Raw genomic sequence first — 26961 nt, forward strand, 5'->3', positions numbered from 1 at the left:
CGGGGACGGACACGGAGACGGACACGGGGACGGGCGCGGCGGCGGGCGCCGGCCTGCGCGGGAGTGCGTTCGTGCCGCGGCAGGAGAACCTCGAGCTGCCCCTGCCGCCCGTGTTCACCGACCTCGCGCAGGAGCGCGAGCACCGCAAGCAGCGGCTCGCCGGAGCCTGCCGCATCTTCGGCCGCCTCGGCTTCTCCGAAGGCGTCGCGGGCCACATCACCGTGCGGGACCCGGAGTACCCGGACATGTTCTGGGTCAACCCGTTCGGCATGTCCTTCCGGCACGTCCGGGTCTGCGACCTGATCCTCGTCGACCACGAGGGACAGGTCCGCCACGGCAGGCGCCCCGTCAACCGGGCCGGATTCGTGATCCATTCGGCCATCCACGCCGCCCGCCCCGACGTGGTCGCCGCCTGTCACGCCCACGCCGTCCACGGCAAGGCGTTCTCGAGTCTGGGACGCCTGCTGGACCCGATCACCCAGGACGCGTGTGCCCTGTACGAGCAGCACACCGTCCACCGGGACGGCGCCGGTGCCGTGGTGGTCGAGGAGGAGGCCGGCCGGCAGCTCGCCGCGGGGCTCGGGCCGCACAAGGCCGTCATCCACCAGAACCACGGCATCTTCACCGTCGGCGAATCGGTCGACGAGGCGGCCTGGTGGTTCATCTCCATGGAGCGCAGCGCCCAGGCGCAGCTGCTCGCGCAAGCCGCGGGCACCCCGCACCTGATCGACCCCGAGGCCGCCCGGCACACCCGGGACCAGACCGGATTCCCGCTCGCGGGCTGGTTCTCCTTCCAGCCCCTTTGGGACGAGATCGCCCGCACGGAACCCGACCTCTTCGAATAGGCGCCACCCCCCATGACACTCCAGCCCGAAGCCGATGCCGAACCCGCCCCCGCGGAACCCGGCTCCCCCGCCTGGTGGCAGGACCGGTACGCCGAGCGCGACCGGCGCAGGCCCCGCCAGGGCGGGCTGACGCTCGACCGGATCACCGCGGGCGCGCTCGAACTGGCCGACCGCGAGGGCCTGGAGGCGCTCACGATGCGTCGGCTCGGCGACCACCTCCAGGTCCGCCACACCTCCCTCTACCGGCACGTCGCGAGCCGCGAGGAGCTGCTGATCGAGACGGTCGACCACATGCTGGGGGAGATCCGGCTGCCCTCGCTCGACGGGGACTGGCGGGCCGGACTGGAAGGCGGCGCCCGGGAGTTCCGCCGGGTGCTCGCGGCACACCCGGCGGTCGTCCCGCTGCTGACCGCCGGTCAGCTGCTCGGCCCCAATGCCCTGCGGGCGCGCGAACACGCCCTCGGGCAGCTCCTCACCCACGGCTGGGCCCCGCGGCCGGCCGTCCACGTCTACCTCACGGTCACCCACTTCGTGATCGGCGCCGCGGTGCTCGACTCCGGCGGCGCGGCCCGTACAGCCGGTCAGCGTGCCGCGATGGCCGAACTGTTCGCCTCCCTCTCCCCGCGCACGCACCCGGTGGTCCGCCGCCACGCCGGACTGCTCAACTCGCTCGACGCCGAGGCCGAGTTCGCGTTCGGCCTGCGGGCGCTGCTGCACGGGCTGGGCCACCTCCACGACGAGGAGGCCCGCGCATGACCGACGGCGTCGCCGACGGAACGACCGACGGCACGGCCGCCCGAATGACCCGCCCACGCGTCCTGCCGCCGCTGCGCCGATGGACCGAGGACGGCAGCACCGTACGGATCGACGGTCACTCGGTCTTCGTACGCCAGGACGGGCCCGCACACGGCTCGCCCGTCACCCTCGTCCACGGTTTCCCGACCTCCTCCCACGACTGGGCCGCCGTCGTCCCGGCGCTCGTCGCGGCCGGACTCCACGTCACCACGCTGGACCTGCTCGGCTTCGGGGAGAGCGACAAGCCCCGGCGCCACCGCTACTCGGTGCTCGACCAGGCCTCGCTGGTCGAGGAGGTCTGGCGGCGGTACGGGATCGGCAGTACCGCCCTGGTCGCACACGACTACGGGGTGAGCGTCGGCCAGGAGCTGCTGGCCCGCGACCCGGCCCGGATCACCCGCATGGCCTGGCTCAACGGCGGCCTGTACGCCGATCTGCACCGCCCCGTGCCGATCCAGCGCCTGCTGCACGGCCCGCTGGGTCCGCTGCTGGCGCCCCTCACCACGGAGCGGCGGTTCGCCGCGTCCCTGCGCGCCGTACTCGGCCGGCCGGTCCACGACGAGGACCTGCACGACCTGTGGGCGGCCGCGTCCCGGGCCGGCGGCCACCGCCTCGCCCCGCAACTGCTGCGCTACATCGACGAGCGCCGCCGGTATGCCGTGCGCTGGACCTCGGCCCTGGAGGGCTTCCCCGGACCCGCGCTGTTCGTGTGGGGACCCGCCGACCCGATCAGCGGGGGCCACGTACTCCCCCGGATCCGGGCACGGATGCCGCAGGCGCACGTCGTGGAGCTCGCCGGGCCGCCGGCCGTCGGGCACTACCCGCAGCTGGAGGATCCCGAAGCCGTGGCGGCCGCGCTCACCGCGTTCCTGGCGCCCTGAGGCGGCCCTGGGGTTTCCACCGCGGTTCCACCAGGGTTCCAAGGTCAAGGCGTACGGGCATCAGGACGTCAGGACATCATGCTGATCAACGGGGCGGCGCGAGGGATAATGTCCCTCTCGCCCCCGGCCGCTGGAGCCCAGGATGTCTTCGCTCGCCTCGCTGATCAGCATCGACCGCTCCAGCCCGGTGCCCCTGTACTTCCAGGTGGCCGTGCGACTGGAGGAGCTGATCGCGGGCGGCGAGCTGCCCGCGGGATCCCGGCTGGAGAACGAGGTCGCCCTGGCCGGTGACCTGGGCCTGTCCCGCCCCACGATGCGGCAGGCCATCCAGCATCTCGTCGACAAGGGGCTGCTGGTCCGCAAGCGCGGCGTCGGCACGCAGGTCGTGCACAGCAGGGTCCGCCGCCAGGTGGAACTGACCAGCCTCCACGACGACCTGCTCCGCGCCGACCGGCATCCGCGCACCGAAGTGCTGTCGATGGAGCGCGTTCCGGCCCCGGACGAGGTGGCGGCCGCGCTGCGCCTGCCGCAGGGGAGCGAGGTCGTCGCGCTCGAGCGGCTGCGCTACGCGGACGGCGAGCCGCTCGCCCTGCTCCGCAACCACGTTCCCGTCGAGCTGTGCCGGTTCACGGTGGCGGATCTGGCGGACCGGGGCCTGTACGAGCTGCTGCGCGCGGCCGGTACCCGGCTGAGCCTGGCCGACCAGTCGATCACCGCGCGGCGGGCGTCCACCGCCGAGGCCCGGCTGCTCTCCGAGGTCCGGGGTGCCCCGCTGCTGGCCATGCGGCGCACCGCGTACGACAGCGACGGCCGCCCCGTGGAGTACGGCGACCACCTCTACCGGGCCTCGCTCTACTCGTTCGAAATCACCCTCATGGCGCGCTGAGGCGTCCGCCCGGGCCCGTCACGGTTCGATCTCACACACCCAACAACCAAGTCCGTATGTCTTGACATACTGACTTGCGCGGGACGAAGGTGTTGCCACATCGCTGCGGCACACCACCCGCCACCCGGGGTGCCCCAGCGGCCGGCGCACGTACTCCCCCCTTCAGGGCCGACATCTCGCCTCCGGCCCCGCAGCCCCTCATCGGAGGTCGCACCCCATGAACGTGAACCACTCCGTACCCGGACGCCGCCCCTCCGCGTCCCGCAGACGCACCCTGCCCCGCCTGGTGCCCACCGCCGCGGTTGCCGTGGCGCTCGCCTTCGCCGCCGCCTGCAGCGGCCCCGCCGCCGAGGGCGGCTCGGCCAAGAGTCCGGCCGCCGACGCGTCCGGCGCCAAGCCGGCTGCCGGCAACGGATCCCTGCACATAGCGGTGATCAGCCACGGCGGTCCGGGCGACGCCTTCTGGAACGTGGTGAAGAACGGTTCCACCGACGCAGGCAAGCAGCTCGGCGTACAGGTGGACTACAACTCCGACCCGGACCCGTCCGGCCAGGCCAAACTGATCGACAACGCGGTCGCCCAGCACGTCGGCGGCCTGGTCGTCTCGATGGCCAACCCCGACGCCCTCCAGAGCTCGGTCAAGGCCGCCGTCGCGGCCGGGATCCCGGTGATCACCATCAACTCGGGATCCGCCAAGAGCCGGGAGTTCGGGGCCATCGGGCACGTGGGCCAGGAGGAGTCGGTCGCCGGCGAGGGCGCGGGCGCCAAGCTCAAGGAGAGCGGACGGCACAAGGTCCTCTGCGTGATCCACGAGGCCGGCAACATCGGCCTCAACCAGCGCTGCGACGGCGCCCGCAAGGGCTTCGGCGGCGACGTGGTCAACCTCCAGGTCGACGCGGCCAACCCGACCGACGTGCTGTCCCGGATCCGCGGCGCCCTCCAGGCCGACCCCGCGGTCGACGGAGTCCTGACCCTCAACGCCCAGATAGCCGCGACGGCCACCGAGGCGGTCAAGGCCCTCAACTCCAAGGCGCAGGTCGCCACCTTCGACCTCAACGCCGACGTGATCGGCGCCGTCAAGGCCGGCACCATCGCCTTCGCCGTGGACCAGCAGCAGTACGAGCAGGGCTACCTGCCCGTCGTCATGCTCAAGCTCCAGCACGACAACGGCAACACGGTCGGCGGCGGCCTGCCCGTGCTCACGGGCCCCGCCTTCGTCGATGCGTCCAACGTCGACCAGGTGGCGAAGTACGCGGCCCGGGGCACCCGATGACGGCGACCTCCCCCGCCCCGACCACCCCCGCCACCCCGCAGCAGGGCTCCGCCACCGACGAGCGGCTCGCCCGGCGCGGCCCGCTGGGCCGACTGCTGCTGCGGCCCGAACTCGGCGCCCTCCTCGGCGCGTTGCTCGTCTTCACCTTTTTCTCAGCGGTCACCGGCCAGTTCCTCAGCCCGCTGGGCGCGGCGACCTGGCTCGACGACTCGGCGACGCTCGGCATCGTCGCGGTCGCCGTCGCACTGCTCATGATCGGCGGCGAGTTCGACCTCTCGGCCGGTGTGATGACTGCGTCCACGGCCCTGGTGACCGCGCTGCTCTCGGTCGAGCTCGGCTGGAACGTCTGGCTCGCGCTCCTCGTCTCGCTGGCCTTCGCCCTCGGGGTGGGAGCCCTCAACGGCTGGCTTGTCATGCGCACCGGCCTGCCGAGCTTCATCGTCACCCTCGGCTCGTTCCTCGCCCTCCAGGGCCTCAACCTCGGCGTGACCCGAGCGGTGACGGGAACCGTTCAGGTCAGCGGTATGCGCAGCACGCCGGGCTTCGAATCGGCAGGGTACGTGTTCGCCTCCACCATCGACATCGGGGGCACGTCGTTCCAGATCTCACTGGTGTGGTGGGTCGTGGCGACGGTACTCGCCTCGATCGTCCTGATGCGCACCCGCGGCGGGAACTGGATCTTCGCCGTGGGAGGTTCGGCACTGAGTGCCCGTCAGGTGGGCGTGCCCGTCGAGCGTACGAAGATCACGCTGTTCATGACCACGGCGGCCGCCGCCTGGCTGGTCGGCACCATCAACATCCTGCGGTTCACCACCGTGCAGGCCAACCAGGGCGTCGGGCTGGAGTTCCAGTACATCATCGCCGCGGTCATCGGCGGCTGCCTGATGACCGGCGGGTACGGCTCGGCGGTCGGCGCCGCGATCGGCGCGCTCATCTTCGGCATGGCCCGCCAGGGCATCGTCTTCGCCCAGTGGAACAGCGACTGGTTCATGGCATTCCTCGGCGTGATGCTGCTCTCCGCCGTCCTGGTGAACAACACGTTCCGGCGTCGGGCGGAAAGGGTACGGCGATGAAGGACGCATCCCGGGCGGTACGCCCGCTGCTGGAGGCCAGGGGCATCGGCAAGTCGTACGGCTCCGTCATCGCCCTGCGCGACGTGAGCGCGGTCGTCAATCCCGGCCAGGTCACCTGCGTACTGGGCGACAACGGAGCCGGCAAGTCCACGCTGATCAAGATCCTGGCCGGTGCGCACCAGCACACCGGAGGCGAACTGCTCCTCGACGGCGAGCCGGTGCACTTCCCCTCACCGCGCGCGGCGCTCGACAGGGGTATCGCCACGGTGTTCCAGGACCTCTCGGTCGTGCCGCTGATGAGTGTGTGGCGCAACTTCTTCCTGGGCTCCGAGCCCGTGCGCCGCTTCGGGCCGGTGCGCCTCCTCGACCGGAAGTACGGCCGGGAGACGGCCCGTACGGCACTGCGCGAGATGGGCATCGACCTGCGCGACGTCGAGCAGCCGGTCGGGACGCTGTCGGGCGGCGAGCGGCAGTGCGTCGCCATCGCCCGGGCGGTCCACTTCGGGGCCCGGGTGCTCATCCTGGACGAGCCGACCGCCGCGCTCGGCGTCAAGCAGGCCGGTGTGGTGCTGCGTTACGTGGCACAGGCACGGGACCGGGGTCTCGGCGTGGTCCTGATCACGCACAACCCGCACCACGCCTACCCGGTCGGCGACCGGTTCCTGCTCCTCAAGCGGGGCCGCAGTCTGGGCTCTTTCGAGAAGGCCGACATCTCGCTGGCCGAGCTGACCCGCCAGATGGCCGGCGGAGCCGAACTCGAGGCCCTGGAGCACGAGCTCCGCGCCCCTGCCCCCGCGCCCGCCGACTGACGACGGCCCGCTCTCTCCCCCTTCTCCGCTCTCCGCTCTCCGCTCCATCGAAAGGCGACACCATGCGCGTCGGTCTTCTGGGAACGGGCCGTATCGGCTCCTTCCATGCCAGAACACTGGCCACCCACCCCGCGGTCACCGAGCTCCTCGTGGCCGACACCGATCCCGCCCGCGCGCACGACGTGGCGGACGGCCTCGCGGACGCCCGGGCATCCGTCGCCGCTCTCGACTCGGTCGAGGCCGTGCTTCGGGCAGGCGTCGACGCCGTGGTCATCGCGACCGCCACGGACGCCCATTCGGATCTGATCATCCGCGCCGCCCGGGCCGGGCTCCCCGCCTACTGCGAGAAGCCGATCGCCACCGACGTCCCGGGCACGCTCGCGGCGCTGCGCGAGGTCGAACGCTGCGGCACCGCCCTCCAGCTCGGCTTCCAGCGGCGCTTCGACGCCGGGTACGGCGCGGTCCGCGAGGCCGTCCGTACCGGCGGCCTCGGCTTCGTGCACACCATCCGGGCCGTCACCGCCGACCCGGCCCCGCCCCCGGCCTCGTACGTCCCCACCTCCGGCGGCCTCTTCCGGGACTGCTGCGTCCACGACTTCGACATCGTCCGCTGGGTCACCGGCCGCGAGGTCGTCAGCGTCTGCGCCACCGGCTCCAACCTCGGTGAGCCGTTCTTCTCCGAAGCCGGAGACGTCGACACTGCGGCCGCCCTGCTGACCCTCGACGACGGCACCCTGGTCAGCTGCAACGCCACGCGCTACAACGGCGCCGGGTACGACGTGCGCATGGAGGTCTCCGGCAGCCGGGGCACCCTGGTCGCCGGCCTCGACGCCCGGGCTCCCCTGACCTCCGCCGAACCCGGCGGCCCCAAGGCCCCCGCCGACCCCTGGCCCGATTTCCTCGCCCGCTTCCACGACGCGTACGTCGCCGAGCTGGACGCCTTCCTCGATGTCGCGCGGGGCCTGCGCCCCAGCCCGTGCACCGGGCACGACGCCCTCGAGGCACTGCTCGTCGCCGAGGCCTGCGAACTCTCCCGGCGGATCGGCGGCCCGGTCCGCGTCGACGACGTCCGCTCCGGGGCCGAGGCCGAAGGGGATGCCCGATGAGCACGACGGACACCACCCGGCCCCTGGCCGGCCGGATCGCCGCGGCCCCGATCTCCTGGGGCGTGTGCGAGGTTCCCGGCTGGGGCCATCAGATGTCGCCCTCCCGCGTGCTGCGCGAGATGCGGGAACTGGGCCTCGCCGCAACCGAGTTCGGGCCCGACGGATTCCTTCCGGACGCCCCCGGCGAACGCCTCGCCGTACTCGGCGCGCACGGCATGCGCGCGGTGGGCGGCTTCGTCCCCGCCGTGCTGCACGATCCGGACCTGGATCCGCTCCCGGCGGTCCGCGCGGCCCTCGCCGCCTTCGCCGCCTGCTCCGCGGACACCCTCGTACTCGCCGCGGCCACCGGCCTGGACGGGTACGACAGCCGCCCGAGCCTCGACGCCGACGGCTGGCGCACCCTCCTGGCCCGCCTCGACTCCGTCACCGCCGTAGCCCGCGAGTACGGCATCACCGCCACCCTCCACCCCCATGTGGGCACGATGGTCGAGCGGGTGGACGAGGTCCTTCGGGTGCTCGACGGGAGCGAGGTCCCGCTCTGCCTGGACACCGGCCACCTCCTCGTCGGCGGGACGGACCCGCTCGCGCTGGCCCGCCGGGCCGCCGACCGGATCGCCCACGTCCACCTCAAGGACGTCGACGCAGCGACGGCCGGGAAGGTCCGCGCCGGCCGGCTCGGGTACACCGCCGCGGTCGCAGCCGGCATGTACCGACCGCTCGGCCAGGGCGACGCACAGATCGCCGAACTGGTCGGGGTGCTGGAGGGCAGCGGGTACGACGGCTGGTACGTCATGGAGCAGGACGCCGTCCTCGGCGCCGAGCCCGCTCCCGGCGAGGGGCCCGTCCGCGACGTCACCACGGGGCTGCGGTTCCTCGCCGGCCTGGACGCCGGCCAGTGGGCGGTCGGCCGATGAGCGCCGCGGGCATCGTCGGGGGCGGGGGCCGGACCCCGTCGTACGACCTGGTGGCCCTGGGGCGCGTGGGGGTCGACCTCTATCCGCAGCAGACCGGCGTGCCCCTCGCGGATGTGCGGACCTTCGCCAAATCGCTCGGCGGCACGGCCACCAACGTCGCCGTGGCCGCCACCCGGCACGGACTGCGCACCACTGTCGTCACCGGGGTGGGGGACGACCCCTTCGGACCGTACGTACGGCAGACCCTGCGCGCGTTCGGCGTCGACGACCGCCAGGTGGTCACCGTCCCCGGCGCTCAGACCCCCGTGGTCTTCTGCGAGATGCACCCGCCGGACGACTTCCCGCTCGTCTTCTACCGGCGGCCCGTCGCCCCCGACCAGTGCATCGCCCCGGAGGAGCTGGACCTCGACGTCATCCGTGCCGCGGCGATCGTCTGGATCACCGGCGGCGGACTGGCCGTCGACCCCTCGCGGACCACCACCCTGCTCGCAGCGGCCCACCGCGCGCCCGAGGCCGACGTGGTGTTCGACCTCGACTGGCGCCCGTCCTTCTGGGACGACCCGTCCGAGGCCCCCGCCTGGTACGCCCGGGGCTTGGAACTGGCCACCGTCGCCGTCGGCAACCGCGACGAGACCGAGGTCGCCGTCGGTACCCGCGACCCCGACCGGGCAGCCGACCTGCTGCTGGAGCGGGGCGTACGACTCGCCGTCGTCAAGCAGGGACCGGCGGGCGTCCTGGCCCGTACCGCGAGCGAGGAGGTACGGGTCTCCCCCTTGGCGGTCAAGGTCGTCAACGGGCTGGGCGCCGGTGACGCGTTCGGCGGCGCCCTGGCCGCCGGGCTGCGCCGCGGCCGCCCGCTGCGGGAGGTCGTCGAAACCGCCAACGCGGCCGGCGCCCTCGTCGCCGGACGCCTCGCGTGCGCCGACGACATGCCCGAACCCCACGAGATCCAGGCGCTGCTCGCCCGCCACTGGCGCAGGCGCCCGGACGATCCGGTCCTGACCGTGCCGCCGGCCGCACACCGGCTGGGGAGCTCCCGTACCGATGGCCACCGAGAGATGATCGTATGACCGAGATGTCCGTGGCCTCCGCGCCGACCGCATGCTCCCCGCCCGTCCTGCGGCGGCCGTTCGACCTCAGCTCCCTCACCGAACTGCGGGCCTGCGACCCCGAGGCCGTCAGACGGCTGGTCCGCCAGCGCCCGCGGTTCGACCGGGAACGGCTGGCCCGCCCGATGTTCGTGCTGGCCGCCGACCATCCGGCGCGCGGCGCCATGGCCGCCGGAGGCGACCCCGCCGCCATGGGCGACCGGCACGAGCTGCTGGCCCGCTGCGCCGAGGCACTCGCCCGTCCCGGTGTGGACGGCTTCCTCGGAACCGCCGACCTGGTCGAGGACCTGACGCTGCTCGGGGCCCTCGACGGCAAGCTGGTGCTCGGCTCGATGAACCGCGGTGGTCTGAGCGGCGCCACGTTCGAGATGGACGACCGGTTCACCGGGTACGACGCCGCCGGCATCGCCGACTCCGGTCTCGACGGCGGGAAGATGCTGCTGCGCATCGATCCGCACGACTCGCGCACCATCCGGACCCTGGAGAGCGCCGCCCGTGCGGTGGACGCCCTGAACGAGCGATCCCTCATGGCCATGATCGAACCCTTCAGTTCCCGCCGGCAGCGGGGCAGGATCGTCAACCTGCTGACCGCGGACGAGCAGATGTGGGCGAACAACATCGCCCAGGGCCTCGGCCGTACGACCGCGCACACCTGGCTGAAGCTCCCGATCGTCGAGGACATGGAACGGATGATGTCCTCGACGACGCTGCCGACGATGCTGCTGGGCGGCGAGGGCGGCCCGGACCGCGACGCCATGTACGAGTCCTGGCGCCAGGCCCTGCGCATCCCGCAGGTACGCGGGCTCATGATCGGTCGCACCGTGCTGTATCCGCCGGACGGGGACGTCGCCCGGGCCGTCGACACGGCCGTCGGCCTGCTGGACCGCTGAACCCTGCCACCTCGGCCCGCCCCCGCCCCCGCCCCCGCCCTCGCCCCTGTACCTGGAGCACCACGTGACGCATCTCCATCTGCCCGACGGCGCCGCCGCGCGGGACGGGTACCGCTGCCGGATCGACCCGGAGTCCGCCGGCTGGACCCACACGTCCCTGCGCATCCTCGACCTGGCGCCGGGCGGCTCCCACACCCTCGAGACCGGCGACAGCGAGTGGATCCTGCTGCCGCTGTCCGGCTCGGCCGAGGTCGTGTGCGACGGGGCGCGGCTGCGGCTGCACGGCCGTCCGGACGTGTTCAGCGCCGTCAGCGATTTCGCGTACCTGCCGCGGGACGCGACGGCCCGGGTCGACTCGGCGGGAGGAGGCCGTTTCGCGCTCTGCGGGGCCCGGTGCACCTCGAGGCTGCCGCTGCGCTACGGGCCGGCGTCCGAGGTGCCGGTCGAGATCCGCGGGGCGGGCCGGGCCGCCCGCCAGGTCAACAACTTCGCCTCCGCCGAAGCCTTCGAGGCGGACCGGCTGATCGCGGTCGAGGTCCTGACCCCGGCCGGGAACTGGTCCTCGTACCCGCCGCACAAGCACGACGAGGACCGGCCGGGGGAGGAGTGCCGGCTGGAGGAGGTCTACTGGTTCGCCATCGGCGGGGGTCCGCACGGCAGCGCGGGCACGGGCGGGGGTACGGGTGAGGGCGGGGGCATGGGCTACCACCGGGTGTACCCCTCGGCCGCGGGCGGTCCCTCGGACGTCCTGGCCGAAGTCCGCACGGGTGACGCCGTCCTGGTCCCCGACGGCTGGCACGGCCCCTCCATGGCCGCCCCGGGCTACCCCATGTACTACCTCAACGTGATGGCCGGTCCGGGCCCCGAACGGCGCTGGCTGATCTGCGACGACCCCGCGCACGCCTGGGTCCGCGGGACGTGGCCGGACGAGCCCGCGGACCCCCGGCTGCCCCTCTACACCGCCCCGTCCCCGGAAGGCACGCACTGATGCTGACCCCGCCCGACACCACCCCCGCGACCGGCTCCCCCGCGGGCACGGTCCGGCTGACCACCGCCCAGGCGCTCGTACGCTTCCTCTCCCGCCAGTACACGGAGCGCGACGGCCACCGGCAGCGCCTGATCACGGCCTGCTGGGGCATCTTCGGCCACGGGAACGTGGCCGGCCTCGGCCAGGCGCTGGTCGAGGCGGCCGAACAGGACCCGGCGGGCCTTCCCTTCCTCCAGGGCCGCAACGAACAGTCGATGGTCCATGCCGCCGTCGGATACGCACGCCAGAGCGGCCGCCTGAGCACGCACGCGGTGACCACCTCGATCGGCCCCGGCGCGACCAACCTCGTCACGGGGGCAGCCCTCGCCACGATCAACCGGATCCCGGTGCTGCTCCTGCCCGGTGACGTCTTCGCGGGCCGCCCGGCCGACCCCGTACTGCAACAGCTCGAGGCGCCGTGGGCCGGCGACGTGAGCGTGAACGACACGCTCCGGCCGGTCTCCCGCTTCTTCGACCGGATCTGGCGGCCGGAGATGCTGATCCCGGCGGCGCTCCAGGCGATGCGGGTGCTCACCGATCCGGTCGACACCGGTGCCGTCACCCTGGCCCTGCCCCAGGACGTCCAGGCCCAGGCCCACGACTGGCCTGCGGAGTTCTTCGCCGACCGGGTCTGGCACATCCGCCGCCCGCAGCCCGACCTCGGCGAACTGGAGCGCGCCGTACGGCTCGTCCGCGCCGCCGAGCGCCCGCTGATCGTGGCCGGCGGAGGGGTCCACCACAGCGACGCCGAGGATGCGCTGCGCGCGCTGGCGGACGCGACCGGGATCCCGGTGGCCGAGACCCAGGCCGGCCGGGGCGCGCTCGACTGGGACCACCCGTGCGCCCTCGGCGGCGTAGGCCACACCGGGACGGCGGCGGCCAACGCGGTGGCGCGACGGGCCGACGTGGTGATCGGGGTCGGCACCCGCTGGAGCGACTTCACCACGGCCTCGGCCACGCTGTTCGCCGAGCCCGGCGTCCGGTTCGTCAATGTCAACGTCGCCGCTTCGGACGGGCACAAGCTCGCCGGGCAGCCGCTGGTCGCCGATGCCCGCGTCGCCTTGGAGGCGCTGACCGCACGCCTGGGCACGTACCGGGTCCCGGAGAGCCATCGCGCGCAGTACGCCGACGGGGTGGCGCGCTGGCAGCGCGCCGTCGACGAGGCCGTCGCGGCCCCCGACGGCAGCCGCCCGCCCACGCAGGCGCAGCTGCTCGGCATCCTGAACGAACTCCTGGAGCCGACCGACGTCGTCGTCAACGCGGCCGGATCGATGCCGGGCGACCTCCACAGGCTGTGGCGTCCGCGCGAGCGCCGCCAGTACCACGTCGAGTACGGCTACTCGTGCATGGGCTACGAGATCCCGGCCGCGCTCGGTGTCCGGCTCGCCGCACCGGAGCGCGAGGTGTTCGCGCTGGTGGGCGACGGCACGTACCTGATGATGCCGACGGAACTCGTGACGGCCGTCCAGGAAGGCATCAAGATCATCCCCGTGCTGGTGCAGAACCACGGCTACGCGTCCATCGGGGCCCTGTCCGAGAGCGTGGGCGCGGAACGCTACGGCACCGACTACCGCTTCCGCACGGCCGACGGCCGCTATGCGGGCCATCCGCTGCCGGTCGATCTCGCCGCCAACATGGAGAGCCTGGGAGTCGACGTACTGTGCCCGCGCACGGTCGCGGAGTTGCGGCAGGCGGTGCTCGACGCCAGGAAGGCGGAGCGGCCCACGGCCGTCTACGTCGAGACCGTTCCCCCGGCGCCGGACCTGCCGGCCCTGGAGTCGCACGCCTGGTGGGAGGTCCCGGTGGCGGAGGTCTCCGCGTCCCCGGCCGCCCGCGAGGCCCGGGAGCGCTACGAGACCGAGAGGCGCGCCCAGCGCCGGCACCTGTGACCGGCGACGACGGCACTCAGTGACGAAGAGCTGTGTCGAGCCCGTGCCGGAGCTCGTCCAGCCGGCTGCGCCCCGGGGTGAAGACCGGCATCTGCCGCAGGATCCCGCGCACTTCCGGCGGGGCGTGCGCGATCGCCCACCGGATCTCCTCGTCGCCCGTGCCGGTGTCGTCGCCCGCCGCGAGCTCGCGAGCGCGGGCCACGTACATGGCGGGCCCCAGGGCGTGCTTCGCCTGGTGAGGGGTGGCCAGGGCATGGATGTAAGGGGTCGCCGCCGCGTAGCCCGCGGCGCGGGCGGCGGCTGTGGCAGCCGGATCGCCGACTTCGCGTGCGGCGGTGAGGGCCGCGAGGGCGAGGGAGCGCAGCGGCCCCTTCCGCAGCTCCCCGCGCGCGTAGGAGCGGATGGCCTCGACGGCCTCGCGCGGGCGGGTGTCGGAGGGAGCCTTCGCCTCGAACAGCGGAAGCACCCGCTCGGCGCAGTCGGCGGCCCAGCGTCCGAGGGAACGGCGGTCTTCCTCACTGATGGTCACACTGTTCACCCGCACATCCTGCCGGTCCCGGTGCTCCCTGTCGCCGCAATTGCGTCCTGTTGCGCGCGGGATACCGGACACCGGCAGCCGGGTGTCCCGGCTGCCGGTGTCCGAAGGAAACTAGCCCGGCATCACCAGAGCACGGGCAGCCGCTCGGGGATGCGCTTCATGAAACCGGTGCGCCACACGAGCTGCTCGATCGGCACGGCGAGGTCGAGGCCGGGCAGCCGCTCGAGGAGGACCTCGACGGCGATCTGTGCGTGCCGCTTGCCGAGGGCGGTGGCGGGGCAGTAGTGGCCGCCTCCGCCGAACGACAGGTGCGCGTTCGGGTTCGGGCGGTCGAGGCGCACGGTGTGCGGGTCCTCGAATTCGGCGGGGTCGTGGTTCGCGGCCTCGACCAGGACGAGGACGAGCTCCCCCTTCTGCACGGTGACGTCACCGAGCTGCATGGTCTCGGTGGCGATCCGGGGCAGGCCGTCGGCGATCGACAGGTTGATGCGCAGCAGCTCGTCCACCGCGGCAGGGATGAGGGCCGGGTCGGCGATCAACCGGGCCTTGAGTTCCGGGTGCTGGATCAGGGAGACGAGTGCCATGGTGAGGAAGCCCATGACGCTGATGACGCCCGCGCCGAACATCGTGACGCCGACGGTGGCGAGCATCTCGTCCGTCAGGTGCGCGTAGTCGGGGTCGTCGCGCAGTGCGGCGAGTTCGGCCATGAGGCCCGTCGTCGCCGGGTCGTTGAGACGTTCGATCATGTGGCCCATGTCGCGGTCCCAGTTGATGCCCGCCGCGGGGATGGTGCGCGGGCTGTTCATGAACGCGACGTGCAGCGACCGGTAGAGGCCGGGGCCGTCGCTCTGGGGGATGCCGAGGATGTGGCAGTGCAGCCCGGTGGAGTAGGGGACGGTGAAGTCGTGGCGCAGGTCGGCCGGCACCCCGGTCGCGACCAACTGGTCGACGAGCGCGTGCGCATGGCCGGTCAGCCACTCCTCCAGCCCGGGGGCCTTCGGGTTGAGGGCCTTCATCACGGCCTTTCGGAGCCCGGCACCCGTGATGTTCCCCATGTTGTTGACCACCTCCGGGGGGATGGTCAGCGCGTACTGGCGGGGCGCGCCCGGGGCGGACGTGTCCTTGAGGGAGAACCGCGGGTCGTCGAGCACCTGCCTGCACAGTCGATAGGAGGACACCAGCCAGGCCTCTGCTCCGGCAATGGTGCGGACCTTCTTGACCGGCTCGTCGGTGAGCAGGTGCGCGATCTCGTCGGGCAGTCGCGTGCCGTTGGCGTCGAACGGGAACCGGGTGAGCTCGTCGGCCGGGGCGGCCGTGGTGGGGTCGATGGTGCTGGTCATGCGGAGCGGTCCTGTTCTTCGGGTGCTTCGGCGGGGGTGATGACGGCGTGGCCCTGATTGCGCGAGGCGCGCAGGCCCCAGCCCCGTGCGTACAGCAGCTCTGCCAACGGCAGCGCCTGGTGGTAGCAGTTGAGCGAGGAGGAGACCCCGAGGATGGCCGGGGTGTCGAGGAACAGGGGTACCTCGGCGCACACGTACTTGATGCACACCTCGCGCTGCAGTTCGGTCGGCGGTCGGCCGTTCAGCTTGTCGGCGAGGAACCGGGCCGCGAGTTGGTCGCACACCTCGCGGAACTCGGGGTCGTCGGTCATGAGGGTGTCGAGCCGGGAGCGGATGTGCTGGTAGGCCGGCAGCTCCAGGAGCACGGACATGGGCCGCCCGCGCAGCCGCTCTCCTTCGGGGTCGAGGGCGGCGACGGCGGCGGTGACCTTGGCGCGCACGCCGCGGAGGTTCTTCACCGCCTTGCGCTGCGCTTCGACCTCGGGGTAGCCGAGGGCCACGAACATCTCGGCCACGTGCATGTCGGTCCAGATGAGATCGACCTGCCGGAAGTGTTCGAGCCCCCACCGGGCGAGATCGAGCACGCGGTCATGGGTGAAGTACGAGTTCCCGGAGGAGATGCCGATGACGGCGTGATCACCCTCGTCGTGGATGACCTGGCAGTGAGGCGTATAGGGACGGACGGCGAAGATGCCTTGAATGGCAGTCGTCAACGTGAGTAATTCCCCTGCGCCGCTAGTCCCAGCAGGGCCGTGTGCCCTGGGTGTGGCGGCGCGAGAGATGACGCTAACCGAAAACACGTCAGATGATCTAGAGCTACCGGCTGGTTACTCTGCGGATTTCGTTGCGCCGGCGGCCTGCCCGAAAGGGCCGACACGTCGGCGACACCGACGGTTCACCCGCCGGACACCGGCCCGACAGCCGCCCGCGGCTGCGGATTCCGGGCGCCGGCCGCGCGTCATCGCGAGTCCGGCGGCCACCCGTCGGTAGCCTGTCGGTCCGGCGCACGCGGATGCACCCGTAGAGACCAGCACGACCCGTGTACGGAGAAGTGATGACATGCCCGTACGCGTCGGCACCTCGGGATGGCAGTACCGGGACTGGGCAGGGGTCCTCTATCCGCCCGACCGGCCCCAGCGCTTGTGGCTGGAAGCGTACGCGGAGCACTTCGCCACTGTGGAGAGCAACAACGCGTTCTACCGGCTGCCTTCTCCGGAGACGTTCGCCCAGTGGCGGGAACGCACTCCCCGGGGCTTCGTCATGGCGGTGAAGGCCAGCCGCTACCTGACCCACATCAAGCGACTGCGCGACCCGAGGGAACCGGTCCACCGGCTGATGACGCACGCGGCAGCCCTGGGCGAGCGGCTGGGGCCGGTCCTGCTCCAGCTTCCCCCCACGCTGCAGGCCGACCCGGACGCCCTGGACGCCTGCCTGGCCTGTTTCCCCGCCGGCACCCGCATCGCCGTCGAACCGCGGCACGAGTCGTGGTGGACCACCGACGTCCGCACGGTCCTCACGGAGCACCGGGCCGCCCTGTGCTGGGCCGACCGCGGCTCACGCCCCGTGACCCCGCTGTGGCGGACCGCCGACTGGGGATACGTACGGTTCCACGGGGGACGAGCCGATCCGGCACCCAGGTACGGTCGCACCGCACTGCGCTCCTGGGCACAGCGCATCGCCGACGTGTGGCCGCCGGATGCCGATGTCTTCGCGTACTTCAACAACGACGCGGGCGGGGCCGCCGTCGCCGACGCCCGCGCCTTCGTCCGACTGGTCCGGTGACGGGATCAGCCTCCGGAGTCCCGGCGGCGGGTCTTGCGCGCCGGCGCTGCCGCCTCGTTCGGCCGGTCCAGTCGGCTCGCCTCGTCGGTGTCCGCCGCCCGGACGGGCGGCAGGTCCTTGCCGTCGGCCCCGGCTCCGGCCCCGGCCCGCGGCGCAACGTGCGGGGCGCGGCGCCGTTCCTTGTCGTCGTGACCGTGCAGGGGAACGCCTCCGGCGCCGCCTTGGTCTTCCATGGCCCGACCCTCCTCGTGCGTCGTCCGGTCCCCGATACCCGGCGCCTGCCCGGACGCCGCCGCCGAAAACCTGTGGTCGCCCGGCGCGGCCGACCGTTCACACGGCGTGCTGGGCGGCGCGCCTCACCCGTTCCCGGCCTTGCCGGCCTTGCTGCGCAGGAGCAGGCTCGGCATGACCAGCCAGCAGATCGCGAACCAACCGGTGACACAGGCGGTCACCGGCCAGGCGATCCAGTGCGCGGTGGCGACCCGCAGCAGGAGCAGCACCGAGAAGGTCACGGTCAGCGCGAGGAGCACGATGCCGACGGAGACCAGCCGGCCCGCCGCCTTGACCAGCTGCGGCTTGAGGTGGTGCCCGGCCAGCAGTTGGTGGTAGGCGACCGGCGCGATCAGGGTCCCGGTGGCCAGGGCGCCCAGCGCCACCGTCACCACGTACAGGCCGCGGTCGAAGCGGCCCAGCTCCTCGAAGCGGGCCGTGAAGGCGACGCTGAGCAGGAAGCCGAAGAGGATCTGGGCCCCGGTCTGGGCGACACGGACCTCTTGCAGCGTCTCGTTCCAGCGGCGGTCGGCCCGCTCCGCCGGGGTCTCGTCCCGATCGTCCGGCATGGGGCGGACCTCCTCCGCATAGGGAAACGGCCCGGTCACGGGTATCCGCCGCTCCCGAGCCTATGGCGATGCCGCGCCGGGACCTCGGCAACACGATGTCGGCGAGTTGGGCGCACTCGGACCGCTCCCCAGCCCCGGTGGCGCTGATGGAGACGCTTCCGTCCGGTCCGCGCGTTCCGCCACTTCGCCCCGGGGGACACGTACGGCGTCGACCACGTCCTGGCCGGTGACACGGCGGAGGCCTTCGACGCACTCGTGCTGCCCGGCGGCCTCGCCAACGAGAAGGCGCACGTCTGCCACGCGGAGCCCGCTCCGGGTCCCACGAGGGGTATGTGATCGGTTTCGCCGTGCTCTTCGTGGCCCTGCTCAATGATCACGATCATCTGAACGGGCCGCCTTTCTCACGCGCGAGTTCTTCATACGAAGCGGCGCTCTGCGTGTTCTCGCCGCCGCGCGGCACACGGTGCGCGACCATCAGGACGCCGACATCCGGCGGGCGCCACGGCGCGCTACGAGCGTGGGTCGCAGTGTTCGACACCAGCAAGGCGAAGAAACACCGAGACAGGAAGAAGGGCGGACGTGTCCGGCAGCGAAAGCGAGAACCCAGCAATCCCCTCCCCCACCCCCGCGCCGATCCGCCCCAGAACGAACCGGGACTGGTGGCCGAATCAGCTGGACCTGCAGGTCCTCCACCAGCATTCGCCCCTGTCCGATCCGATGGGCGAGGACTTCGACTACGCGAAGGAATTCGCGAGCCTCGACGTCGACGCGCTGAAGCAGGACGTCTTCGAGGTGATGACGGCGTCCCAGGACTGGTGGCCTGCCGACTACGGCCACTACGGGCCGCTCTTCATCCGGATGAGCTGGCATGCCGCGGGAACGTACCGCATCGCCGACGGCCGGGGCGGTGGCGGCGCCGGATCTCAGCGGTTCGCCCCCCTCAACAGCTGGCCGGACAACGCGAGCCTGGACAAGGCGCGCCGTTTGCTCTGGCCGGTCAAGCAGAAGTACGGCCGGAAAGTCTCATGGGCCGACCTGCTGATTTTCGCCGGAAACTGCGCCATGGAATCGATGGGGTTCAAGACGTTCGGATTCGGATTCGGGCGGGAGGACACGTGGGAACCCGAGGAAATCTTCTGGGGGCCCGAGGACACGTGGCTCGGAGATGAGCGCTACGCCGGCGACAGGCAACTCACCGGTCCTTTCGGCGCCGTGCAGATGGGCCTGATCTACGTCAATCCGGAAGGGCCCAACGGCAACCCGGATCCGATGGCCGCCGCGAAGGACATTCGCGAGACGTTCAAGCGCATGGCCATGGACGACGAGGAAACGGCTGCGCTCATCATCGGCGGCCACACGTTCGGCAAGTGCCACGGTGCGGTCGACCCCGCTTACATCGGCCCGGAGCCCGAGGCCGGCCCGATCGAGCAACAGGGCCTCGGCTGGCGCAACACGTGTGGCAGCGGCAAGGGCGTCGACACGCTGACCAGTGGGCTCGAGGGCGCATGGACCTCTGAGCCGACGAAGTGGGACAACGGGTACCTCGACAACCTGCTCAGGTACGACTGGGAGCTGACGACGAGCCCCGCCGGTGCCCAGCAGTGGACTCCCACGGATCCGTCGGCCCGGGACACCGTGCCTGATGCCCATGATCCGTCGAAGCGGCACGCGCCGATGATGCTGACGACGGACCTCGCGCTCAAGATGGATCCGGTCTATGCGCCGATCGTGAAGAGCTTCCACGAGAACCCGGACAAGCTCGCGGTGGCGTTCGCCAAGGCCTGGTACAAGCTGCTGCACCGCGACATGGGGCCCCTCACGCGCTACCTCGGCCCGTGGATTCCCGAGCCGCAGCTGTGGCAGGACCCCGTCCCCGCGGTCGATCACGAGCTGGTCGGGGACGCGGACATCGCCGCCCTCAAGGGCCGGATCCTCGCCTCGGGGCTGTCCGTCCCCCAGCTGGTCACCACCGCCTGGGCGGCGGCCGCGAGCTTCCGCGGCACCGACAAGCGGGGCGGGGCCAACGGGGCGCGGATCCGGCTCGCGCCGCAACGGGACTGGGAGGTCAACGCCGTACCCGAGGTGGCCGGGGTACTGCAGACCCTCGAGCAGATCCGGCAGGAGTTCAACGGCCCGGCCGGCGGCAAGCAGGTTTCGCTCGCGGACCTGATCGTCCTGGGCGGGTGCGCGGCCGTGGAGCAGGCCGCGAAGAACGCCGGGTACGACATCACGGTCCCGTTCGCACCGGGGCGTACGGACGCCTCGCAGGAGCAGACCGACGTGGAGGCGTTCGCCGTGCTCGAACCCCCTGCCGACGGGTTCCGCAACTATCTGCGGGAGGGGGAGAAGCTGTCGCCGGAGACGCTCCTGTTGGACCGCGCCAACCTGTTGACGCTCACCGCTCCCGAGATGACGGTGCTGATCGGCGGCATGCGGGCCCTGAACACCGGCTTCGGGCGGTCCGCGCACGGTGTCTTCACGGACCGGCCGGAGGCGTTGACCACCGACTTCTTCGTCAACCTGCTCGACATGGGCACGGAGTGGAAGCCGTCGACCTCGGTCGAGAACGTGTTCGAGGGCAGGGACCGCGCCACGGGCGAGGCCAAGTGGACCGCCACCGCCGTCGACCTCGTCTTCGGTTCGCACTCCCAGCTCCGCGCCATCTCGGAGGTCTACGCGTCCGGGGACGGTGGGGAGAAGTTCGTGCGTGACTTCGTGGCCGCGTGGGACAAGGTGATGAACCTCGACCGGTTCGACCTCGCCTGAACCTGCACCCTTGCCGGACGTCCCGGTCGGCCGCGCACCGGCCGACCGGGACGTCCGGCATGCCCCGTCCCCGGGCCGGCCGGCGACGCACGGGGTGGTTCCACGTCAGCACGGGGTGGTTCCACGTCAGGCGGTGGCCCACTCGACGAGAGCGGCCAGCGCGCCCGCCAGCGCGTCGAGACCGGGGCCCGCCGGTCCTGCGGGCTCGCTCATGTAGAGGTCCCGCCGGATCTCCACCATCAGCGCGCCGACCCGCGCGTCCTTTCCGTAGTGGCGCAGCGGCACGTACGTTCCCGCGAACGGGCTGTCCAGCCCCGTGCCCCCGAACCCCGCGAACGCCTGCCGCGCCGCCTCGCGCAGTGGACGGGGCGTATGGAAGGCGTCCGTGCCGATGCAGATCGGCGGGCGCGGTCCGTCGCCGTGGAGCTCGTAGGGCAGTGCCTTCGCCGGGTACGAGTGCACGTCGAGGATGACGGCCCGCCCGACGGCCTCCAGCCGCTCCTCCACCGCGTCCGTCATCGCCTGCGCGTACGGGTGGAAGTACCGCTCGATCAGCGGTCGTCCGTCGAAGCCGGCCGGGCGGAGCTCCTCGCGGTGCGTCGTCCGTGTGTAGACCGCACCCATCCCCCGCGCCAGCATCTCCTCCCGCTCGTCGGGGAAACGCTCGGGGTCGATGACCAGCCGCGACAGCCGGTTCTCGAACCGCCAGGGGGTGACGCGGGCGGCCTCGGCCGCCCGCGCCGCGATCTCCGCCGTGTGCGAGTCGGTGATGTGGTCCAGCTCCCCTTCGAGTTCGCGGTCGTCCAGCAGGATCCCGGCGCGGACGTCCGCGGGTACGGCGCGGGACGAGTGCGGGATGTGGAGTATCACGGGCGAGTCGGGAGCCCCGGGGTGAAGGAGGGCGGCTGCGTCGCTCATCTGGTTCCTCGCTGCGTGTCGCGTACGGATCAAGGTGCCACCGCCATCATGTCCGGTGGGCGGGGACCCCGTGGCACGTGCCTCACCTTCCGTGGTGACCTTGGCGCAGACGCTTGTAACCCCCGGGTGGCACCGCCCGTCACATGCATGCAACACGGACTTTCTACGTTGGGCCGCAACGGGATCGACCTGCACACGGCCGCGGCGGCCCCGAGCGGTGGGGTCGGCCGGCGGCGCGAGGAGGTCTGCTGTGGCGGAGGTGGAGGCGGAGGCGAGGGCCGCGACCGGTCAGCAGGTGCGGACGGTCTGCTCGTACTGCGGCGTCGGCTGCGGGGTCGTACTGGACATCGCCCGGGGCGACGGCGGGCGCCGTACGGTGGCCAAGGTCAGCGGCGACAAGCAGCACCCCGCGAATGCCGGTCGCCTGTGCACCAAGGGCGCCACGCACGCCGACATGCTGGCCGCGCCCGGCCGGCTGGAGACCGCGCTGATCCGCAGCGAGCGCGGTAGCGGGCCCGCGGCCGTCGCGGTGGACGTGGCCGTCGCCGAGACGGGCCGCCGCCTCCGGGAGATCCTCGAGGCGCACGGCCCCGACTCACTTGCGCTCTACGTCTCCGGCCAGATGTCCCTGGAGGCCCAGTACCTCGCCAACAAGCTGGCCAAAGGCTTCCTGCGGACGAGCCGGATCGAGTCCAATTCGCGGCTGTGCATGGCGAGCGCCGGCAGCGGCTACAAGCTCTCGCTGGGCGCCGACGGGCCGCCCGGCTCGTACGAGGACTTCGAGCGGGCGGACGCGTTCTTCGTCATCGGCGCCAACATGGCCGACTGCCACCCCATCCTCTTCCTCCGGATGATGGACCGCGTCAAGGCCGCCGGAGCCAAGCTGATCGTGGTCGACCCCCGGCGCAACACCACCGCCGACAAGGCCGACCTGTTCCTGCAGATCCGGCCGGGCACCGACCTGGCCCTCCTCAACGGGCTGCTGCACCTGCTCGTCGAGGGCGGCTGGACCGACCCGGACTTCATCGCCGAGCACACCGAGGGCTGGCCGGACATGCCCGCCTTCCTGCGGGAGTACCCGCCCGCGAGGGTCGCCGGGATCACCGGCGTACCGGAGGCGGACATCCGGCTGGCCGCCCGCTGGATCGGCGAGGCGGGCGAGTGGATGAGCTGCTGGACCATGGGCCTCAACCAGTCCGTCCACGGCACCTGGAACACCAACGCCCTGGTCAACCTGCACCTGGCCACGGGCGCCATCTGCCGTCCCGGCAGCGGCCCGTTCTCCCTCACCGGCCAGCCGAACGCCATGGGCGGCCGCGAGATGGGCTACATGGGACCCGGCCTGCCGGGCCAGCGCTCGGTCCTGGTCGACGAGGACCGCGACTTCACCGAGAAGCTGTGGGGCCTGCCGGAGAACACCCTGCGCACCGACGCCGGGCGCGGGACCGTCGAGATGTTCGAGCAGATGGCCGCCGGTGAGATCAAGGCGTGCTGGATCATCTGCACCAACCCGGTGGCCTCCGTCGCCAACCGCAGCACGGTCATCAAGGCGCTGGAGACCGCCGAACTGGTCGTCACGCAGGACGTGTTCGCGGAGACCGAGACCAACGCCTACGCGGACATCGTGCTCCCCGCCACCCTCTGGGCCGAGGCGGACGGCGTGATGATCAACTCGGAGCGCAACCTCACCCTGGTGCAGGGGGCCGCCGACCCGCCCGGCCAGGCCCTGCCCGACTGGCAGCTGATAGCCCGGGTCGCCTGCGCGATGGGATTCGCCGAGGCGTTCACGTACAGCTGTGCCGAGGAGGTGTTCGAGGAGCTGCGGCAGGCCTGGAACCCGAAGACCGGCTGGGACCTGCGCGGTGTCACGTACGAGCGGCTGCGCGCCGGCCCGGTGCAGTGGCCGGCCGCCCCGGGCGGGCCGGACCGCAACCCGGTCCGTTACCTCAACGACGGCGTCAGCCAGACCCTGGTGGAGCGCCCGGACGGCAGCCGCCCCCGTCTGGTGTTCCCCACGGCGACGGGACGGGCCGTGTTCTTCGCCCGCCCCCATCTCCCTGCCGCCGAACTCCCGGACGACGACTACCCGTTCGTCCTCAACACGGGCCGCCTGCAACACCAGTGGCACACCCTGACCAAGACCGGCAAGGTCGCCAAGCTGAACAAGCTCAACCCCGGGCCGTTCGTGGAGATCCACCCGCAGGACGCGGCCGCCCTCGGGATCGCGGCCGGCGACGGCGTGGAGGTGGCCTCCCGCCGCGGGCGGGCCGTACTGCCCGCCGTCGTCACCGACCGGGTCCGGCCCGGGAACTGCTTCGCGCCCTTCCACTGGAACGACCTGTTCGGCGAATACCTCAGCGTCAACGCCGTCACCGACGACGCCGTCGACCCGATTTCCTTCCAGCCCGGGTTCAAGATGTGCGCTGTCACGCTGACGAAGACGCGCGCCCCGGTTCCCGTGGCCCCGCCCGCTGCCGAGCCCAGCCTGGGCAGCTCCGTCGCCGCCGGGGCGCACCCGGGCGGTGCCACGGCGACGCTGACGCGTCCCGCAACCGCCCGGACGACCGCGGCGAGCACCGCGGCGACGGCCCTCACCTCGTTGTTCGGACTGGACGGCCACGCACCGCCCGCCCTCTGCGACCGGGAACGCCAGTACCTCGCCGGATTCCTCGCCGGGCTCGCCTCCGCCCCGCCCGGCACGGGCGTCCCGGCACTTCCCGCCGGCGCCCCCTTCGAGGCGGGACACGCCCTCTGGGTCGACGGAGTGCTCGCCGGCACGTACTCGCGTGCGGCGACGGCCGTGGCCGCCACGCCTCCGGGCGCCCCGGCTCCGGCCCCCGCCGCTCCGGGAGCGCCGACCCGGCAGACCGTGGTCCTCTGGGCTTCCCAGACGGGGAACGCCGAGGACCTCGCCGCCACCATCGGAACGGAACTGGCCGGCAGCGGCTCCGCCGCGACCGTGCACAGCATGGCGGACCGCACCCCCGCCTCCCTCACTCCCGGCACGGATCTGCTGATCGTCACGAGCACCTTCGGCGACGGCGATGCCCCGGACAACGGAGCCCCGTTCTGGGAGGCCCTCGAGGCGTCCGACGCGCCCCGGCTCGAGGACGTCCGGTACGCGGTCCTCGCGCTCGGCGACTCCGGCTACGACGCGTTCTGCGGCCACGGCCGCCGGCTCGACCGGCGTCTCGAGGAGCTGGGGGCCCTGCGTCTCCTGCCGCGCGTGGACTGCGAGCCCGACTACGAGGAGCCGGCTGCCCAGTGGCTGGAGCGGGTACGCGACGCCCTGGCGGCCGCCCCGGCCCCGGCGGCCCCGGCCCCGGCGGCCACGGCTCCGGCGGCCCCGGCTCCAGCCACCGCCGGGCCGTCCCGTCCGGTGCCGGACAAGAACTCCCCGTACACCGCCCGGCTGTCCGGCAACCAGCTGCTGAGCCTGCCCGGCGCCACCAAGGAGGTCCGCCGGTTCACCTTCGACCTGGGCGAGGACGGCCCGGCGTACGAGGCGGGTGACGCCCTCGGCGTCCTCCCGGTCAACTGCCCCGGCCTGGTGGCGGAATGGCTGGCCGCCACCGGCCTCGCCCCGGACACGGAGGTCGCCGTGCCCGGACACGCCCCCATGCCGTTCGCCCAGGCGCTGCACCGGCACCTGGACATCACCCGTCTCACGCCCGACCTCCTGCGGTTCGTCACCGAGCGCACCGGCGACCGCAGGCTCAAGCAGCTGACGCGCCCCGACAACAAGGACGGCCTCGCCCGATGGGCCTGGGGGCGGCAGCCCGTCGACCTCCTGGCCGAGTTCCCGGTCCGCCTCAGCGCCCAGGAGTGGGCCGAGCGCCTCAAACGCCTCCAGCCGCGCCTGTACTCCATCTCCTCCAGCCCCCTCGTCGACCCGCGCGAGGTGAGCCTGACCGTCTCGGTCCTACGCTACGAGGGGCCGGGCGGCCGGCAGCGCAAGGGCGTCGCCTCCACCTTCCTCGCGGATGCCGAACCGGGCACCCCGGTACCGCTGTTCGTCCAGCGCTCGGCCCACTTCCGCCCGCCCGCCGGCGCGGACACACCGGCGGTCATGGTCGGCCCCGGAACCGGCATCGCCCCGTTCATGGCCTTCCTCGGACAGCGCCGCGCCCTCGGCCACCACGGCGGCAACTGGCTGTTCTTCGGCGAACAGCGCCGGGCCACCGACTTCTACTACCGCGAGGAGCTGGAGGAGCTCCACCGGCACGGCACGCTCAGCCGCCTCGACCTGGCCTTCTCCCGCGATCAGCGCACCAAGATCTACGTCCAGGACCGCATGCGCGAGCACGGTGCCCAGCTGTGGTCCTGGCTCCAGGACGGCGCCCACTTCTACGTGTGCGGTGACGCGAGCCGGATGGCCAAGGACGTCGACCAGGCGCTGCGCGACATAGCCGTGGCGCACGGCGGCCTCGACGAGGACGAGGCCGCCGCGTACCTGAAGCGGCTCTCCGCCGACAAGCGGTACGGCCGCGACGTGTACTGAGCCGAGCCGAGCGTGTGGACGTCGGTGCGCTCCAGGATGCGGTGGGGGTGCGTACGGGTCAGCGGGTGGTCAAGGTGTCCACCTCGGCCTCGAAAAGCAGGGCGGGGTCCAGGCCCATACCGGTGAAGTGGCCTGCCAGCTCCAGGGACAGCACGCCGTGCAGGCGGGTCCAGAAGGCCAGGGCCAGGCTCAGGGCCGACGGCGGGGCGTCCGGGTGGCTCCCGGCCCACTCCCGGTGGCCGGCCAGGTGGCCCTCGAAGGCACGGGGCTCCGCACCCGGGGCGGGGTCCGGCCCGGCGGCGGTGCAGGCGTCGAGCAGGACGGACATCATCTCCGAGGCGATCACGGTGATGTCCTGAGGCGCGTGATAGCCGGGTACCGGGGTGCCGTAGACGAGGAAGTAGCGGTGCGGATCCTCCAGGGCCCAGCGGCGGAGCACCTGCGCCAGCGCGGCGAGGCCGGGCCGGCCCGCTCCCCCGTCCTCCCCGGCGCCGACGGCGATGAAGGCGTCGGCGAGGCTGCGGTACGCGTCGCGGATGAGTTCGGTGATCAGCTCGTCGCGGTTGGCGAAGTACCGGTACAGCGCGGGTCCGCTCATGCCCATCTGCTTGGCGATCGCGTTGAGGGAGAGCGCAGAGGCGCCGGATCCGGCGATCTGCTGCCAGGCCTTCTCCTTGACCTCCTCGCGCACCTGCTGCCGGTACCGCTCACGGGGGGTCTTCGTACTCCCGGTCATGCCCGCCACCCTCTCATCGCCCATCACGCCAGTCAGTTAGAGGC

Annotated in this window: 23 protein-coding genes; 16 read left to right on the top strand and 7 right to left on the bottom strand. The window is 72.4% G+C overall.

The genetic code is table 11. The features are described from left to right. Positions 1-71: 71 nt before the first annotated feature. From ACZ5WG_RS14145 to iolD, 13 genes are all read left to right on the top strand, one after another. Entirely contained in the window at positions 72-845 is a 774-nt protein-coding gene (locus ACZ5WG_RS14145) for a class II aldolase/adducin family protein (protein ID WP_468723886.1), read from the top strand. A 12-nt stretch (positions 846-857) separates the two neighbouring features. Next, on the top strand, positions 858-1601 hold the full coding sequence (locus tag ACZ5WG_RS14150) for a TetR/AcrR family transcriptional regulator (protein ID WP_468723087.1): 744 nt from the start codon (positions 858-860) through the stop codon (positions 1599-1601). Beyond that, on the top strand, positions 1598-2521 hold the full coding sequence (locus ACZ5WG_RS14155) for an alpha/beta fold hydrolase (RefSeq protein ID WP_468723088.1): 924 nt from the start codon (positions 1598-1600) through the stop codon (positions 2519-2521). The genes ACZ5WG_RS14150 and ACZ5WG_RS14155 overlap by 4 nt, the downstream gene beginning before the upstream one ends. A 142-nt stretch (positions 2522-2663) precedes the next feature. Continuing rightward, positions 2664-3407, top strand: a complete 744-nt coding sequence (locus tag ACZ5WG_RS14160) for a GntR family transcriptional regulator (RefSeq protein ID WP_468723089.1) — start codon at positions 2664-2666, stop codon at positions 3405-3407. 217 nt (positions 3408-3624) lie between these two features. After that, the gene (locus ACZ5WG_RS14165) at positions 3625-4680 is read left to right on the top strand and encodes a sugar ABC transporter substrate-binding protein (protein WP_468723090.1); all 1056 of its coding nucleotides are present in this window, start codon (positions 3625-3627) and stop codon (positions 4678-4680) included. Further along, positions 4677-5753, top strand: a complete 1077-nt coding sequence (locus ACZ5WG_RS14170) for an ABC transporter permease (RefSeq protein ID WP_468723091.1) — start codon at positions 4677-4679, stop codon at positions 5751-5753. Before ACZ5WG_RS14165 ends, ACZ5WG_RS14170 begins: the two co-directional genes overlap by 4 nt. Further along, positions 5750-6562, top strand: coding sequence for an ATP-binding cassette domain-containing protein (locus ACZ5WG_RS14175; protein ID WP_468723093.1), 813 nt, complete (start codon positions 5750-5752; stop codon positions 6560-6562). Before ACZ5WG_RS14170 ends, ACZ5WG_RS14175 begins: the two co-directional genes overlap by 4 nt. A 62-nt stretch (positions 6563-6624) precedes the next feature. Further along, a complete protein-coding gene (locus ACZ5WG_RS14180) occupies positions 6625-7668 on the top strand; it encodes a Gfo/Idh/MocA family protein (RefSeq protein WP_468723094.1) in 1044 nt (347 codons plus the stop codon). Continuing rightward, a complete protein-coding gene (locus ACZ5WG_RS14185; protein ID WP_468723095.1) occupies positions 7665-8582 on the top strand; it encodes a TIM barrel protein in 918 nt (305 codons plus the stop codon). The genes ACZ5WG_RS14180 and ACZ5WG_RS14185 overlap by 4 nt, the downstream gene beginning before the upstream one ends. Beyond that, on the top strand, positions 8579-9652 hold the full coding sequence (gene iolC, locus ACZ5WG_RS14190) for a 5-dehydro-2-deoxygluconokinase (RefSeq protein ID WP_468723096.1): 1074 nt from the start codon (positions 8579-8581) through the stop codon (positions 9650-9652). Before ACZ5WG_RS14185 ends, iolC begins: the two co-directional genes overlap by 4 nt. A gap of 5 nt (positions 9653-9657) precedes the next feature. Next, entirely contained in the window at positions 9658-10581 is a 924-nt protein-coding gene (locus ACZ5WG_RS14195; RefSeq protein WP_468723888.1) for a Cgl0159 family (beta/alpha)8-fold protein, read from the top strand. A gap of 64 nt (positions 10582-10645) precedes the next feature. Next, positions 10646-11569, top strand: coding sequence for a 5-deoxy-glucuronate isomerase (gene iolB, locus ACZ5WG_RS14200; protein WP_468723098.1), 924 nt, complete (start codon positions 10646-10648; stop codon positions 11567-11569). Then, positions 11569-13497: a 3D-(3,5/4)-trihydroxycyclohexane-1,2-dione acylhydrolase (decyclizing) gene (gene iolD / locus ACZ5WG_RS14205; protein ID WP_468723099.1), complete on the top strand. Its 1929-nt coding sequence runs from the start codon at positions 11569-11571 to the stop codon at positions 13495-13497. The genes iolB and iolD overlap by 1 nt, the downstream gene beginning before the upstream one ends. A 16-nt stretch (positions 13498-13513) precedes the next feature. Here the strand turns inward: iolD and ACZ5WG_RS14210 are convergent, their stop codons facing one another. The 3 genes from ACZ5WG_RS14210 to ACZ5WG_RS14220 all read right to left on the bottom strand — a co-directional run bounded on the left by ACZ5WG_RS14210 (position 13514) and on the right by ACZ5WG_RS14220 (position 16088). After that, positions 13514-14035, bottom strand: coding sequence for a putative immunity protein (locus ACZ5WG_RS14210; protein ID WP_468723101.1), 522 nt, complete (start codon positions 14033-14035; stop codon positions 13514-13516). 122 nt (positions 14036-14157) lie between these two features. Further along, positions 14158-15375: a cytochrome P450 gene (locus tag ACZ5WG_RS14215; RefSeq protein WP_468723103.1), complete on the bottom strand. Its 1218-nt coding sequence runs from the start codon at positions 15373-15375 to the stop codon at positions 14158-14160. Then, the gene (locus ACZ5WG_RS14220) at positions 15372-16088 is read right to left on the bottom strand and encodes a cyclodityrosine synthase (RefSeq protein WP_468723104.1); all 717 of its coding nucleotides are present in this window, start codon (positions 16086-16088) and stop codon (positions 15372-15374) included. Before ACZ5WG_RS14220 ends, ACZ5WG_RS14215 begins: the two co-directional genes overlap by 4 nt. Before the next feature lie 346 nt (positions 16089-16434). On the opposite strand from ACZ5WG_RS14220, the gene ACZ5WG_RS14225 reads away from it, so the two are divergent. Next, positions 16435-17157: a DUF72 domain-containing protein gene (locus tag ACZ5WG_RS14225; RefSeq protein ID WP_468723106.1), complete on the top strand. Its 723-nt coding sequence runs from the start codon at positions 16435-16437 to the stop codon at positions 17155-17157. Positions 17158-17162: 5 nt separating this feature from the next. On the opposite strand, the gene ACZ5WG_RS14230 is transcribed toward ACZ5WG_RS14225, so the two are convergent. Next, positions 17163-17390: a hypothetical protein gene (locus ACZ5WG_RS14230; protein WP_468723108.1), complete on the bottom strand. Its 228-nt coding sequence runs from the start codon at positions 17388-17390 to the stop codon at positions 17163-17165. 123 nt (positions 17391-17513) lie between these two features. Beyond that, positions 17514-17996, bottom strand: coding sequence for a DUF6328 family protein (locus ACZ5WG_RS14235; RefSeq protein WP_468723109.1), 483 nt, complete (start codon positions 17994-17996; stop codon positions 17514-17516). Between the two features lie 579 nt (positions 17997-18575). On the opposite strand from ACZ5WG_RS14235, the gene katG reads away from it, so the two are divergent. Next, a complete protein-coding gene (gene katG, locus ACZ5WG_RS14240; RefSeq protein WP_468723110.1) occupies positions 18576-20762 on the top strand; it encodes a catalase/peroxidase HPI in 2187 nt (728 codons plus the stop codon). A gap of 126 nt (positions 20763-20888) precedes the next feature. On the opposite strand, the gene ACZ5WG_RS14245 is transcribed toward katG, so the two are convergent. Next, the gene (locus ACZ5WG_RS14245) at positions 20889-21680 is read right to left on the bottom strand and encodes an N-formylglutamate amidohydrolase (RefSeq protein ID WP_468723112.1); all 792 of its coding nucleotides are present in this window, start codon (positions 21678-21680) and stop codon (positions 20889-20891) included. A gap of 250 nt (positions 21681-21930) precedes the next feature. On the opposite strand from ACZ5WG_RS14245, the gene ACZ5WG_RS14250 reads away from it, so the two are divergent. Beyond that, entirely contained in the window at positions 21931-26181 is a 4251-nt protein-coding gene (locus ACZ5WG_RS14250) for a molybdopterin-dependent oxidoreductase (protein ID WP_468723113.1), read from the top strand. A 58-nt stretch (positions 26182-26239) separates the two neighbouring features. Here the strand turns inward: ACZ5WG_RS14250 and ACZ5WG_RS14255 are convergent, their stop codons facing one another. After that, entirely contained in the window at positions 26240-26917 is a 678-nt protein-coding gene (locus ACZ5WG_RS14255) for a TetR/AcrR family transcriptional regulator (protein ID WP_468723115.1), read from the bottom strand. Positions 26918-26961 lie beyond the last annotated feature (44 nt).

Source organism: Streptomyces sp. NPDC032745, assembly GCF_055579465.1.

What these genes read in the sequence shown, in the direction of transcription:
- ACZ5WG_RS14150 (WP_468723087.1), top strand. Translation starts at nt 858, where the DNA reads ATGACACTCCAGCCCGAAGCCGATGCCGAACCCGCCCCCGCGGAACCC.
- ACZ5WG_RS14155 (WP_468723088.1), top strand. Translation starts at nt 1,598, where the DNA reads ATGACCGACGGCGTCGCCGACGGAACGACCGACGGCACGGCCGCCCGA.
- ACZ5WG_RS14160 (WP_468723089.1), top strand. Translation starts at nt 2,664, where the DNA reads ATGTCTTCGCTCGCCTCGCTGATCAGCATCGACCGCTCCAGCCCGGTG.
- ACZ5WG_RS14165 (WP_468723090.1), top strand. Translation starts at nt 3,625, where the DNA reads ATGAACGTGAACCACTCCGTACCCGGACGCCGCCCCTCCGCGTCCCGC.
- ACZ5WG_RS14170 (WP_468723091.1), top strand. Translation starts at nt 4,677, where the DNA reads ATGACGGCGACCTCCCCCGCCCCGACCACCCCCGCCACCCCGCAGCAG.
- ACZ5WG_RS14175 (WP_468723093.1), top strand. Translation starts at nt 5,750, where the DNA reads ATGAAGGACGCATCCCGGGCGGTACGCCCGCTGCTGGAGGCCAGGGGC.
- ACZ5WG_RS14180 (WP_468723094.1), top strand. Translation starts at nt 6,625, where the DNA reads ATGCGCGTCGGTCTTCTGGGAACGGGCCGTATCGGCTCCTTCCATGCC.
- ACZ5WG_RS14185 (WP_468723095.1), top strand. Translation starts at nt 7,665, where the DNA reads ATGAGCACGACGGACACCACCCGGCCCCTGGCCGGCCGGATCGCCGCG.
- iolC (WP_468723096.1), top strand. Translation starts at nt 8,579, where the DNA reads ATGAGCGCCGCGGGCATCGTCGGGGGCGGGGGCCGGACCCCGTCGTAC.
- ACZ5WG_RS14195 (WP_468723888.1), top strand. Translation starts at nt 9,658, where the DNA reads ATGTCCGTGGCCTCCGCGCCGACCGCATGCTCCCCGCCCGTCCTGCGG.
- iolD (WP_468723099.1), top strand. Translation starts at nt 11,569, where the DNA reads ATGCTGACCCCGCCCGACACCACCCCCGCGACCGGCTCCCCCGCGGGC.
- ACZ5WG_RS14215 (WP_468723103.1), bottom strand. Translation starts at nt 15,375, where the DNA reads ATGACCAGCACCATCGACCCCACCACGGCCGCCCCGGCCGACGAGCTC.
- ACZ5WG_RS14225 (WP_468723106.1), top strand. Translation starts at nt 16,435, where the DNA reads ATGCCCGTACGCGTCGGCACCTCGGGATGGCAGTACCGGGACTGGGCA.
- ACZ5WG_RS14230 (WP_468723108.1), bottom strand. Translation starts at nt 17,390, where the DNA reads ATGGAAGACCAAGGCGGCGCCGGAGGCGTTCCCCTGCACGGTCACGAC.
- ACZ5WG_RS14235 (WP_468723109.1), bottom strand. Translation starts at nt 17,996, where the DNA reads ATGCCGGACGATCGGGACGAGACCCCGGCGGAGCGGGCCGACCGCCGC.
- ACZ5WG_RS14245 (WP_468723112.1), bottom strand. Translation starts at nt 21,680, where the DNA reads ATGAGCGACGCAGCCGCCCTCCTTCACCCCGGGGCTCCCGACTCGCCC.
- ACZ5WG_RS14255 (WP_468723115.1), bottom strand. Translation starts at nt 26,917, where the DNA reads ATGACCGGGAGTACGAAGACCCCCCGTGAGCGGTACCGGCAGCAGGTG.